Here is a 12,999-nt window from a genome sequence, read left to right as displayed (position 1 = left end):
TCAGCTGCCCAGATGGTCATCCGGGATGTTCAGGGCAATGCCCATGCGCAGGCCTTCCTGGAGGATGTGCCGACGCATCTCGGCGCTGGCCAGGGCGCTGTTCTTGTTACGGATGGCACGCACCACGGCTTCGTTTTCCTGCAGGCGTTCGGCCAAGTGCTCGGGGGAGTTGCGCAGCACTTGGGCGCTTTGCTTGAGGGCGTTGCTGGTCTGCTGCACCACGTTCTGGAAGATCGGGTTGGAGGTGAGGGCGAACAGCTCTTCGTGAAAGCCGATGTAGGCGTTCATCCCGGCTTCGGCGTCACCTGCATCCAGGGCTTCGCGCATATCCATCAGGGTCAGGCGCAGTTGGCCGACATCCTTGCTGCTGATGGTCTGGGCGACCAGGCCGACAATGAACGGTTCCAGGGTGTAGCGCAGTTGCAAAATGTCTTCGAGGCTGGCGTCGGCCACGGCGTCGGTCGATTGCGGTTCGCTGACGCTGGTTTCCAGCACCACCACGCCTTTGCCGGGCATGGAGCGCACCAGGCCGAGGGTTTCCAGCACGATCACCGCTTCGCGCAGGCTGGGGCGGCTGATGCCCAGTTGTTCGGCCAGCTCACGTTGGCCGGGCAGCATTTCGCCACGCCGCCACTGGCCCCGCTTGAGTGCGGCGCGCAGTTTTTCTACGACTGAATTGACGACGGTTGAGGTGCTGATCACGTCGATGACTCCTTGATGTTGCGAATACATTGATCCAATTAACGCTGCTCAACAGTGGGAGGGGCGGTGCGACGATTCGACTTGCCCCCTCCCACATTTGTCCGTGTTGCTTTTAGAACTCCTGATGCGCCGGCAACACCGGCTTCCTGGTCTGGAAGGCGTACCCTTGTTCGCCGTCGAGCACTTTATTGGCGCGTTGGATATCGATGTCTTTTTCCCAGCGGGCGATGGCCACGGTGGCGACGCAGTTGCCAATCAGGTTGGTCAAGGCGCGGCCGATGCCCATGAACCAGTCCACCGCCAATACGAGCACAAGCCCTACCACCGGAATCGCCGGGATCGCCGTGAGTGTCGCCGCCAGAATCACCAGTGCCGAACCGGGGATGCCGTGGGCGCCCTTGGAGGTGATCAGCGACACCAGCAGGATGGTCAGCAGGTCGGTCATCGACAGCGGTGTGCCGGTGGCGTTGGCGATAAATACGATGGCCAGGGTCAGGTAGATGGAGAAGCCGTCAAGGTTGAACGAATACCCCGTCGGAATCACCAGGCCCACGGTGGAACTGCCGATCCCCAGGTGTTCGAGTTTGCGCATGACTTGCGGCAGTACCGCGTCGGAGGAGGCGGTGCCCATGACGATCAGCAGTTCTTCGCGCAAGTACTTGAGCAGCGGCAGCATGCGCAACCCTGAAACGCGCATTACCAGGCCGAGGATCAGCGCGACGAACGCGAAGCAGGTCAGGTAGAACAAGCCCACCAGGCTGCCCAGATGCTGCAGCGAATCCAGGCCGTAGGTGCTGGTGGTGAAGGCGATCGCGCCGAACACGCCGATGGGTGCCAGGCGCACGATCATGCCCATGATGCGGAAAATGACATGGCTCAGCTCATTGATCAGCCGCGTGATGCCGCTGGCCGCTTCGCCCACCAGGTTCAGCGCACTGCCGAACAGCACCGAGAACAACAGCACTTGCAGCACGTTGTTATCGGCAAAGGCGCCGATCACCGAGTTGGGGATCAGGTCCATCAGGAACTGGCTGGTGCCTTTGATGTGCTGGCCCTTGTCGGCCAGTTCATTCAGACCGGCGGAGGACAGTTGCTCCAGGTGGATATTGGCGCCTTGGCCGATACCGGTGCTGAACGCCATGATCAGGCCGATCACCAGGGCAATGGTGGTGAGCACTTCAAAGTAGATCACCGACTTGAGGCCGATGCGCCCGACTTTCTTCAGGTCGCCGGCGCCGGAAATACCGCTGACCACCACGCAGAACACGATCAGGCCAATCAGCATTTTGATCAGCTTGATAAAACCGTCACCCAAGGGTTTGAGTTGCGAGGAGAATTCGGGAAGGGCCAGGCCGCAGATGATGCCAAGCATCAGGCCAATCACGACTTGCAGGAAAATCGAACGCGAGCACCATCTGAGCATGGGAGGGATCTCTATTCGGCGCCCCGGTGGTTCCAGGGCTTAATTGTTGTGGTCATACCGGTAAGTCCAGTGCGTCGCCAGTCTAGGCCAGGTATTTTTGAAATAACAAGACATTATTCGTCGGTTGACGAGTCCCGGTCTGACCAGTGGGTCGCTGAGGGCGATGCTTGAGCGGTTGGTGGTGTGCAAAAATTTTCGCTTATCATCCGCCTTCGGCACATGAGGTGATGGATGGATACACCAGGACTGACCACCGACGCGACAGGCCGCAGCTATTGCACGTGGCGCACCTCGGCGCCCGAATACCCGCATTACCACGATCACGAGTGGGGTGTGCCGGTGGCGGACGATATCCAGCTGTACGAGAAGATTTGCCTGGAAGGTTTCCAGGCGGGCATGGCGTGGATCACCATCCTGCGCAAGCGCGAGCAGTTTCGAGGGGCGTTCGAGGGCTTTGATTTTCGTCGTATCGCGCAATATGGCGAAGCGGATATCGAGCGCTTGATGCAGAACACCGGCATTGTGCGCAATCGGGCGAAGATCGCGTCCGTCATCAACAATGCACGCCGGGCCTGTGAACTGGTGGATGAAACCGGTTCGCTGGCGCGGTGGTTGTGGGCGTTCGAGCCCGGCCCTGAGGAGCGCCCGGCCGTGGTGGACCTGGATTACTGGACGGGCAATCCCACCTCATCGGCCTCGGTGCGACTGTCCAAAGCCTTGAAGAAGCGCGGTTGGACGTTCGTGGGTCCAACCACGATGTATGCGCTGATGCAGGCGATGGGGATGGTCAATGATCACCTTGAAGGGTGCTTCTGCCGTAAGGGCATTGAAGATCTGCGGCACCAGTTCAAACGTCCCTAACCTGTGGGCGGGGGCAAGCCCCTCGCACATTCAGCCCCCCACCCACATTTCCGACTGCGGGTGTGGCTGATTATTTTGGGAGGGGGGTGAGTACTTCCGCCTTGTCATCCAACACTATCACCACCAGCAGTTTGGCCGGTTGGGTCTGGCTGGCATTGCTCGACTCGAAATGCCGCGAACCGGCCGGTTCGTAGAATGACTCTCCAACCGTGTAAGTCTTCGCCTGCTCATCGTTGACCCGTGACGTGACCGCGCCTTCCAGCACATAGGCCACGGCCGTGCCGGTGTGGCTATGGGGGACGGTGGCCTGGCCAGGGGCGTAGCTCACGGTGAGCATGAGGGTTTTCTTGCCGGGTACGTTGGCCAGGGGGTGTTCTTGCAGGACCTTGATCGATTCCTGGTTGTACACGGGCTCGTGCGCAAAGGCGCTGAAGGAGGCGAGCATCAGGGGGATGGCGAGCAGGCGTTTCATGGTGAGGTTTCCTAGTCGTTCGAGACCTGCTCACCGTACGCTGGGCGTTTCGAGCGACCAATAACCAATCCACGGTAAAACCCCCTAGCCAATCTGCTGGAGAATATCGCGCACCTTGTCCAGCGCCGGGTCGATGTCGAGGGTCTCGATGGCCCCAAACCCGATGATCAGGCCTTGGCGCACCGGCGCGTCATGGAAGAACACATCCAGCGGGTACAAGCCGACGTCCGCCTGGCGCGCCAGGCCCATCAGCAACGCAATATCCACCGGTACTTTGCACAGCGCAGCCATGTGGAACCCGGCCACGGTGGGCACCGCCTCGAACCACGGCGACAAGTCGCCCGCCAGGCGCTGCAGGATGCGTTCGCGGCGCCCGGCATACACCGTGTGGCAGCGCCGGATGTGCTTGAGCAGGTAGCCTTCGCTGATGAACTTGGCCAGTGCCCATTGCGGCAGGGTGGAGCTGTGCTGGTCGGTCAATTGCTTGGCCTTGAGCACGGCAGGGTAAATCGCCGGTGGCAGTACCAGGTAGCCCAGGCGCAGCTCGGGCAGCAGGGTCTTGGAGAAAGTGCCCACATACGTCACTACGCCACGGGTGTCCATGCTTTGCAGGGAGTCGGTGGGCCGGCCTTCGTAGCGGAATTCGCTGTCGTAGTCGTCTTCGATAATGATCGCCCCCAGTTCGAACGCACGCGCCAGCAAGGCTTCGCGGCGCGCCGGACTCATGGGCATGCCGAGGGGGAACTGGTGGGACGGGGTCACGTAGATCAGCCGTGTGCCCTCGGGAATCCGGTCGACCTGAATGCCCTGATCATCCACCGGCACGCTGGCGACGCTGGCTCCCATCGCCATGAACAACTGGCGCGCCGGGCTGTAGCCGGGGTCTTCCATGGCGACGATGCTGCCCGGTTCCAGAATGACGCGGGCAAGCAGGTCCAGCGCCTGTTGCGCACCGTTGGTGACCACGATGTCGTTGTCGCGGCATTTGACCCCACGGGAAAACGCGATATGCCCGGCTATCGCACTGCGCAGCGCGGGCAGGCCTTCGGGTTGGCTGTAGAAGCCGCTGTTTTGGGCGATACGGCGCAGGGCATCCTGGGTGCAACGGCGCCATTCATCCTGGGGGAACTGGTGGCGGTTGGTGGCGCCACCGATAAATTCGTAGCGCAAGATGCTGTCGCGGGTGGGGTGGCGCATGGGCGAGGGCAGTGCGGCCCATTGCGCCAGGTTATCGGCGCAGGCCAGGTCGGTGGCGGTTTGCAGGCGGTCAGGCTGTGGTGCCCACGCATTGACGAAGGTGCCGCGGCCAATCCTGCCGACCAGCAGGCCTTCGTAAGTCAAGGTGGCATAGGTATCCGATACGGTTTTGCGCGAAATGCCCAATTGCTCGGCAAGCAGCCGGCTCGGCGGTAGTTGCGCGCCTGCGCACAGTCGTCCGGTGGCGATAGCTTCGCGCAATTGCTGATAAAGCTGGGCAGCCAGGTCCTTGCGGCCGGTGATGACAATGTGCAATTCCATGTTTCATCCTGGGACAGATCGATCTGCGTCAAGATTACCCGCAAATCGATCCGAGCAAACCCAGGCGATGTCAGGACAGGAAGCCACCGTCCACGTTCAGCGACACGCCGGTGGTGTAGCTCGATGCATCGCTGGCCAGGAACAGCACCGCGCCGGCCATCTCGCTGGGGTCGGCCACCCGCTTGAGGGGGATCTGCGCCAGGGCCATCTTCAGGATTGCGTCGTTCTTCACCAGCGCCGAGGCGAACTTGGTGTCGGTCAGACCCGGCAGCAGGGCGTTGCAACGGATGCCGAACTCGGCGCATTCCTTGGCGAACACTTTGGTCATGTTGATCACGGCGGCCTTGGTCACCGAGTAGATGCCCTGGAATACGCCCGGGGAAATGCCGTTGATCGACGCCACGTTGATAATGCTGCCGCCACCGTTTGCGCGCATCAGCTTGCCGGCTTCCACCGACATGAAGAAGTAGCCGCGGATGTTCACGTCGACGGTCTTCTGGAACGCCCCCAGGTCGGTGTCCAGCACGTTGCAGAACTGCGGGTTGGTGGCCGCGTTATTGACCAGGATATCCAGGCGGCCGAACTGCTCGCGGATGCCGGCGAACACCTGGGTAATCTGTTCCATTTCGCCGATATGGCAGGCCACTGCGGTGGCCTTGCCACCGTCGGCGATGATCGCATCGGCGACGTGCTGGCAGCCTTCGAGTTTGCGGCTGGAGACGATCACATGCGCGCCTTGCTGGGCCAGCAACTTGGCGATGGCTTCACCGATGCCACGGCTGGCGCCGGACACGAAGGCAATCTTGCCGTCGAGATCGAACAGGTGGGTCTTGGACATGGGGATTCCTTAAAGGGCTGATTGATCGATAACGTTCAGGCTCATCTGCTCCAGCAGCTTGTTCATCTGAATGAACTGCGCAAAGCGTTTGTCCTGGGTCTGGCCATGGAAGAAGCGGTAGTAGATCTGCTGCACGATGCCGGCCAGGCGAAACAGGCCGTAGGTGTAGTAGAAGTCGAAGTTGTCGATCTGGATGCCGGAGCGTTCGGCGTAATAGTCGACGAACTGGCGGCGGGTGAGCATGCCGGGGGCATTGCTCGGCTGGCGGCGCATCAGTTGCACCGGTGCCGGGTCGGCGGCTTCGATCCAGTAGGCGAGGGTGTTGCCCAGGTCCATCAACGGGTCGCCGAGGGTGGTCAGTTCCCAATCCAGCACGCCGATGATCTGCATCGGGTTGTGCGGGTCGAGTATCACGTTATCGAAGCGGTAGTCGTTGTGCACGATGCTGGAGGTGGGGTGGTCGGCCGGCATCTTGTCGTTGAGCCAGGCGCGTACCGCCTCCCATCTGGGCGCGTCGGGGGTCAGGGCTTTTTCGTAGCGATCGCCCCAGCCACGGATCTGGCGCGCTACGTAACCTTGCGGCTTGCCCAGGTCGGCCAGGCCGCAGGCGGTGTAGTCGACCTGGTGCAGTTCGACGAACTTGTCGATGAAGCTCTTGCACAGCGCCTCGGTCCGGGTCGCGTCCAGGCCCAGTTCGACCGGCAGGTCGGAACGCAGGATGATGCCGTTGACGCGCTCCATCACATAGAACTCGGCGCCGATCACCGACTCATCGGTGCAATGCACATAAGCCTTGGGGCAATACGGAAAGCCGTCTTTAAGCTGGTTGAGAATGCGGTATTCGCGGCCCATGTCGTGGGCGGACTTGGCCTTGTGACCAAAGGGTGGGCGGCGCAGCACGAATTCCTGGCCAGGGTATTCCAGCAGGTAAGTCAGGTTGGACGCGCCGCCTGGGAATTGGCTGATGATGGGGGTGCCGCTCAGGCCGGGGATATGGGCCTTGAGGTAGGGATCGATCAGGCCGGCATCAAGTTCTTCGCCTGGGCGAATCTGGGTCGATTGGTCGTTCAGCGCCATGCTTATCCCTTCTGCTTATTTTTAAGGCCTTGGACTATTGGCTAATCTAATGCGCGCAGCCGCCCACCGACAAGGTCGGGGCGGCTTAATAGGTTAGCGTGTTAAACGATGATCAGCGTGCCTGATCGGTCATTTTGCGGGCGCGGGCAGGGTGACCGGCGTGAGCACCGGGCGGCCGGCGAAGAACTCCACCAGGTTGTCGGCCACCCGTTGCACGGTGTCATGGGCGGCCTCGGGCGACAGGCCGGCAACGTGGGAGGTGAGCACGGTGTTGGGGAGGCGCTTGAGGGCGTCGGGCACCTTCGGTTCGTCGTCGAACACATCCAGCGCGGCGCCACCGATACGGCGTTGCTCAAGGGCGGTGATCAGGTCGGCGGTGACCACGACACTGCCACGGCCGATATTGACCAGGTAGCCATTGGGTCCCAGGGCATCGAGGGCATGGCGATCGATCAGGTGGCGCGTGCCGTCACCGCCGGGCGTGGCCAGGATCAGGAAGTCCGAGGTGCGTGCCAGTTCCACGGCGGTGGCGCAGTAGGTGTAGTCCACGTCGTCGCGAGGCTGGCGGTTGTGATAACTCACCTCCATGCCAAACCCGAGCGATGCGCGCTTGGCGATTTCCAGGCCCACGGCGCCCAGGCCGAGAATCCCCAATTGCTTGCCGCCCAGGGACGGGCGCATCACCTTGGGCCATTCGCTGCGTCGCACGGCGGCATCGGTCTGCGGGATGCCGCGTACCAGCGACAGCAACAGCGCCATGGCGTGGTCGGCCACCGTCGGCGCATTGACCCCGGCGCCGTTGGTGACCACGATCCCGCGATTGCTGGCGGCCTGCAGGTCTACGTGTTCATAACCGGCGCCGATCCCGCAGATGATTTCCAGCAGTGGCAGCGCGGCGATTTCCTCGGCATACAAACCCAACGGGCCACGGGTCAGTACAGCCTTGATCTGGCCACCCTGGGTCTTGATCGCCTGGGCGCGTTCGGCGGGCGTCGGCGCCAGGATCACGTGAAAGTCGTTGCTCTCGATGATCGGCAGGTAATCGTTGATGGTTTCCACCAATACCAGAATGGTAGTGGACATGAGCGGATCTCCTGAGGGCGGTCGAGGGTGCCAGTATGCGATATTTTCAGGACCGATTGCGGGCATGGCGCAACGGTGCGAACACCAGGTGCTGATTTATCTGTGCTTTTAACGGCGAGGCAAAGGCTAGGCTGGCGAATTGTTTTTTAAGGCTTGAATATGATGCCCGGCACGCCAGCTACCGCTCCTGTGATCGCTATGACCCCTGTCGAAGAAGGGGTTTTTTTCAACCTTGTCAAACGCCAGGCGCCGCCGTGGTTGTCCGGCGCGTCTTCGCAGCTGCGGGGTGACCTGCTGCAGAGCCTGTTGACCAGTTATCCCGCCAAAGCCCGGGCCAAGGAGCTGTTCGATTACCTGCCCTCTCCCGAGCAATTCTGCACGCCGCTGCTCACCGACGCGCTGGCACGCGCGCTGGGTGAAACCCTGGATATCCGAGGCGTTGTTTTCCAGCATGTTCGCAGCCAATCGCGACTCTTTGGCTTACACCGCGTATTGATCGAACCGGTGGAACGCGATGTGCTGGCGGCAGCGTATGAAAACTTCGAACTGTCCGAGACCGAGCCTGGCAACTATCACGCCGATTCGTGTTTATACCTGCCGGCGGCGGTCACTGGCGCAGACAATCGGATACTGACGATCGAGCCCCATGAGTTTGCGCGGTTGTGCAGGACGCTGGACTTGGGCCGGCAATACCAGACGTGTCTCGCGCAATTGCTCAACACAGGCCCCCAGGCGGGCGACCTGAGGGAGCGCTGCGTGACCTACAGTGCGCAGCGGTTCGAAGTACAGACGCATGTGGCGTTAGGCAAAGGCCATATCAGCCGGGATGTCCACGAGATGCTGATAAGACTGCGGCGCGGCCAGTCCCCCGTGAAGCTTGGCAACAATGAGATGCAGGTGACGCGCATAACCTGCGCCGGGGTACGGGTGCATGACATGTTCGTGATGGGGCCTGCGACAGCGCCCGCCGAGGGTGACCGGCGCTGCGTACTTTATCTGCCCGACGACCTGCTGCACCCGCTCAAGGAATACGTTACGCACCTGGACATCGAGGCAGCGCTGAGCCTGCGTCTGCGAGATGCTGCCTTCAGGGACTGGTTCACGGGCCTGATCGCGCTCAAGGACAAGTCTGTGTTTGTCGAAAAGGTCAGGGCTCAGCTGCTGGAGCACACCGGCTCGCCGCTACCCCCGCAGACCCGCTACATAACGTTTGCCAGAGAGCCGGTTGCGGGGGATTTATTCAGCGAAATGTACCGTCAGCGTGCCGATCGCACCTTGGCCGATGCTCGGCTGCTGGTGGTGCCGACCGATGATGAAGATGAGAAAAGCCGCCTGCGCAGGCTGGATACCTACAAGGCCGTCGGCTTGAACCTGGCCATGATCGGCGCCTCGTTCATTCCCGGAGTGGGTGAGGTCATGTTGGGGCTGGCGGCACTGGAAGTGTTGACGAGTATTTATCACGGCATCGACAGCTGGTACGAGGGCGAGCAGGAGCAAGCCACGAACTATTTGTTCGATACATTGGAGAATCTGCTGTTGATGGCTGCCGTCTCCGCGGTCGGTGCAGGAGGCGCGAAAGTGTATCGGGCGGCGCGGCGCTCGGCGTTTCTCGACGGTCTTTGGTTGATCGAGGGTCAAGGCGGGCGGCAGCAATTATGGAAACCCGATGTCGCACCCTATCGGCAGTCGTTTACCTTGCCGCAGTGGGTCAAGGCCGACGCCAGGGGCATCCTGAGTTACAAGGGCCAGGACTACGTTGAGATCGAGGGCGCGCTCTACGGGGTTGCACCCAGGGAGGCCAGCACGCTTTGGGAAATCAAGCCTGCCGGCCTGCGCCCGGGTTATCGGCCGCTGCTGCAAACCAATGGGGTCGGGGCCTGGCTGCACGACAACGAACTGGTCAGCCAATGGTCGGGGCTGCAACGATTTCGCCGTTTGGGCTATTCAATAGAAGACATTCCCGATGACACCGCGAGCAAGATCCTGGCGGTCAGCGGCATCGACGACCGTATGTTGCAAAGCCTGGTGGAAGGTACATGGCCGCCGGCGCTGCTGGAAGATACGGCGCGGCGTTTTCGCATCGATGCGCGCCTTGAGCGTTTTATCGCACAACTGGCCATACCCGATACGGCGCCGGTGGCCGAGCCGGCGCTGCAGGTGCAGTTGCTGGTTTCCCTCGAACAGTGGCCTGCGGATCGGGCGGTGCGCTTTTTCGGCGAGCGCGGTGAGCCCCTGGCATTGTTTGCCCCCGAGGCATTGTCGGCGCAGCATCAAACCATTGCGCTGACGCCGGCGCAGCTCAAGCAAGGAAGCCTGTATCAGCGGCTGTTGGCCGGGCTCAACGAGACGCAGCGCGCCAGCCTGCTGCCAAAGGCGTCCCGCGTTCCGAGTGAGCAAGCCCGGGCGTTGGCCGACGTGCTGGCGACACGGGCACGACTGGGCAGCAGGCGGCAACTGTTCGATTGGCTCTACCAGCGCATTGAACCGCAGACGAGCGACGTAGGGCGTGTACTGACCCAGCGTTATCCCGACCTGCCGGCCAGTGTCGCGGATGAGTTGGTGCGCCATGCCGACGAGAGCGAGTTGACGCAGTTGCAGCAGTCCGCCGTACCGCTGCGTCTGGATGAGGAGGTTCGGCGTTATCGACCGCGCATCAAGGGTTGCCGAGCTTTCGAGGGGCTTTACATCGGCACCTCGGCAGGTGCTGATACCTACCGTTTGGTGGTCGACAACATGACCCACCTGGTGGGATGGTTTAACGGCCTGCACCTGCGCATTGTCGAGGTGTCGGCCAATGGAACAATCGAAGTGGTGGCCGAGGCCGGTCCGAAACTGGCGCCGCAATTGCTGGAAATGCGGGCCTCGCCGGAGGGTTTTCAGGTCTTCGATGCCAACACCGACAAAATCAGCGATCTGGCCGGGCGTACGTCGGCGCATTTTTTCAAGGCGTTGTGGCAAGGGCTTTCGCCAAAGCGCAGAAAGGCGCTGGGCCGGGAAAACGATAGCGAAGGCACGGCGCTGGCGGGCGATATCATCCGCACGGCCCTGTTGCGTCGCGCCTACAGTGCGCAAGGGCTGCAGCTCGGCAGGGGCGGGGTCGAGGCTGTTTCGCCCATGGGCCTGGCGTCTGCACCGCGACTCGATTTACTGCCGCTAGCCGGTGCTTTCGCTCCGGTACGCCCAGCGCTGCCCAGCGCCTTGACACGGGCGCGATGGCTTTACCCACGCTGGTCCGATGACCAGCTCAGTGAATGGCTTGCTACCCTGGGCGCGGACGAGGTGTCGGTGCTCAGGCAGTTGGAAACCCTCAGGCTGGAGTATGAGCGACTGCGCACGACGTTGCTCGCATGGCAGACCCGTGAGACCTGGTATGAGGACGCCCTGGGTGTGCGCCTGAAGGTAGCGACAGACGCCAAGGCCGCGGCGTTACGCGAGATCATTCGGTGCTGGCGCAAGGAAACCCAGACACGCTTGACCACCGATGGTGTGCTCTTCGAGTTGAAGTTTGCGATGCGGCCCCTGGGGGACTTGCCTGACTTGGGTGCCGGCTTCGCTCATGTGGGGACGCTGTTGATGGAGCGAGTCGGCTGCGGCGCTGGCGTGGATGCCTTCCTGCGGCGTTTTACCAAGCTCAGGACCTTAAGCCTGCGTGGCAATTTTCTGAGGCAAATCCCTGCGGCGCTGGGAGATATGACCCGACTCCAGCACCTGGACCTGAGTGAAAACCAGATCCGTTTAACGCCTGGTGCGGTCAACCGGCTGTCCGGGCTGACCCGCTTGAGCGTGCTGAACCTGGACTTCAATGCTCAGATGGACCTGGCGCCAGCGATTGCCTCCATGAGCCGGCTGGAAGTGCTCTCGTTGCGCGCAACGGGTATTTCGCAGTGGCCATCTGGCACTTGGGGCTTGAGCATGTTGAATATCCTCGATTTGCGTGACAACCGTATCGCGCATGTCCCCGAAGAGGTGTTCAGTGCGCCGCGCAGTGTCAACGCGGGGACTTATCTGCGGGACAATCCGTTGGCGCAAACGGTGTTGCAGAGGATGATCGCGTATCGACAGGTGAGCGGTATCAGTTTCGGCGTTACGACCCCGCGCCCGCCCTTGGGGGTGGGACGCTTCATGGCGACGCGTGAGCAGTGCATGGCGTGGTTGGACAGGGTCCCTGCGACCGATGCGCGCGGCAAGCGCCAGCTCTGGGGCTCGCTGCTGGCCGTCCCCGACGCCTCGGCTTTTTTCGAAATGATCTGGCACTTGCGTGAGACCGCGGATTTCAGCGCGACTTACACTTACCTCAGGGACCGTGTCTGGGCCGTGCTGCACTACGTTGCCGAGGACGCGCAGCTGCGTCAACGGGTGTTCAGGATGTCAAGATTTGGCAACGCCGATGTCGATCAGGCGATCTTCCAGTTCTCACGTATTGAGGTGCACACGGCCTCCTATCGGGCCCTGCGCAGTGCTGATGAAAGAGGTATACCGGTGGAGGTCACGTTGATCGCGCTGCTGCGTGGGTTGTTCCGCCTGGCGGCGGTGGAACGCGTTGCGCTGAATGATATCGGCGCCCGCGCCAGCGTCGAGCCGCTTTCCCAGGTGCGCCAGTTACAAATCAGCCTGGCCTATCGAGCCGGTTTGGCCGATCGGCTGCGGTTGCCGCTGCAGCCGCCGGACCTGAATGTCGCCCTGCAAGTCGACGTGTCGGAGGCGGCCCTGGATGCGGCTGTCGTCAGCGTCCTGCGGCGGGAGCAGACAAGCGAGTTCTTCGAGTTCATCCAGCAGCAGGAACTCTGGCGCGACTATCTGCGCACCTACTATGCGCAGCATTTCAGCGCGGTGCGCGACAAAGCGGCGCTGGAGATGGCCAGGATCGAGCAACAGGCCCTGACCTTAAGCGACGCAGACCGTTACATGGAGTCGATCATGCAAAACTTTCGCAATGAGAACGAAGCGTCGTATCGAATGCTCACCACGACGGCCTTGTCGCAAAGGCTGGTCGAGGTACTGGCCCCCGACCTGCTGGTTGGCTGA

The 12,999-nt window shown here is 61.7% G+C and carries 9 protein-coding genes; 2 read left to right on the top strand and 7 right to left on the bottom strand.

Annotation, left to right across the window (positions count from 1 at the left end; all coding sequences use genetic code 11):
- Together PSH66_RS16695 and PSH66_RS16690 are read right to left on the bottom strand one after the other, a co-directional pair.
- A complete protein-coding gene (locus tag PSH66_RS16695) occupies window positions 1-702 on the bottom strand; it encodes a FadR/GntR family transcriptional regulator (RefSeq protein ID WP_042944812.1) in 702 nt (233 codons plus the stop codon).
- A 112-nt stretch (window positions 703-814) separates the two neighbouring features.
- Complete coding sequence (locus tag PSH66_RS16690; protein ID WP_181408615.1) at window positions 815-2,140, bottom strand: C4-dicarboxylate transporter DctA; 1,326 nt, start codon at window positions 2,138-2,140, stop codon at window positions 815-817.
- Between the two features lie 216 nt (window positions 2,141-2,356).
- Between PSH66_RS16690 and PSH66_RS16685 the strand changes: the two genes are divergently transcribed.
- Window positions 2,357-2,986, top strand: coding sequence for a DNA-3-methyladenine glycosylase I (locus tag PSH66_RS16685; RefSeq protein WP_003174321.1), 630 nt, complete (start codon window positions 2,357-2,359; stop codon window positions 2,984-2,986).
- 70 nt (window positions 2,987-3,056) lie between these two features.
- Here PSH66_RS16685 and PSH66_RS16680 read toward each other — a convergent pair whose 3' ends face one another.
- From PSH66_RS16680 to PSH66_RS16660, 5 genes are all read right to left on the bottom strand, one after another.
- A complete protein-coding gene (locus PSH66_RS16680; protein WP_305427252.1) occupies window positions 3,057-3,458 on the bottom strand; it encodes a cupin domain-containing protein in 402 nt (133 codons plus the stop codon).
- A gap of 84 nt (window positions 3,459-3,542) precedes the next feature.
- Window positions 3,543-4,976, bottom strand: coding sequence for a PLP-dependent aminotransferase family protein (locus tag PSH66_RS16675; RefSeq protein ID WP_305427251.1), 1,434 nt, complete (start codon window positions 4,974-4,976; stop codon window positions 3,543-3,545).
- A gap of 70 nt (window positions 4,977-5,046) precedes the next feature.
- Complete coding sequence (locus tag PSH66_RS16670; protein ID WP_078824917.1) at window positions 5,047-5,814, bottom strand: SDR family oxidoreductase; 768 nt, start codon at window positions 5,812-5,814, stop codon at window positions 5,047-5,049.
- 9 nt (window positions 5,815-5,823) lie between these two features.
- On the bottom strand, window positions 5,824-6,891 hold the full coding sequence (locus PSH66_RS16665) for a phosphotransferase family protein (RefSeq protein ID WP_305427249.1): 1,068 nt from the start codon (window positions 6,889-6,891) through the stop codon (window positions 5,824-5,826).
- Between the two features lie 129 nt (window positions 6,892-7,020).
- Window positions 7,021-7,974 (bottom strand): 2-hydroxyacid dehydrogenase, encoded by a 954-nt coding sequence (locus PSH66_RS16660; RefSeq protein ID WP_305427248.1) that lies wholly within the window; start codon window positions 7,972-7,974, stop codon window positions 7,021-7,023.
- 198 nt (window positions 7,975-8,172) lie between these two features.
- Between PSH66_RS16660 and PSH66_RS16655 the strand changes: the two genes are divergently transcribed.
- Window positions 8,173-12,999: a dermonecrotic toxin domain-containing protein gene (locus tag PSH66_RS16655; RefSeq protein WP_305427247.1), complete on the top strand. Its 4,827-nt coding sequence runs from the start codon at window positions 8,173-8,175 to the stop codon at window positions 12,997-12,999.

This window comes from Pseudomonas sp. FP597, assembly GCF_030687435.1.
GTDB lineage: Bacteria > Pseudomonadota > Gammaproteobacteria > Pseudomonadales > Pseudomonadaceae > Aquipseudomonas > Aquipseudomonas lactucae.
The sequence above is the reverse complement of the archived record's forward strand: the minus strand, read 5'-3'. Positions and strand labels throughout refer to the sequence as shown.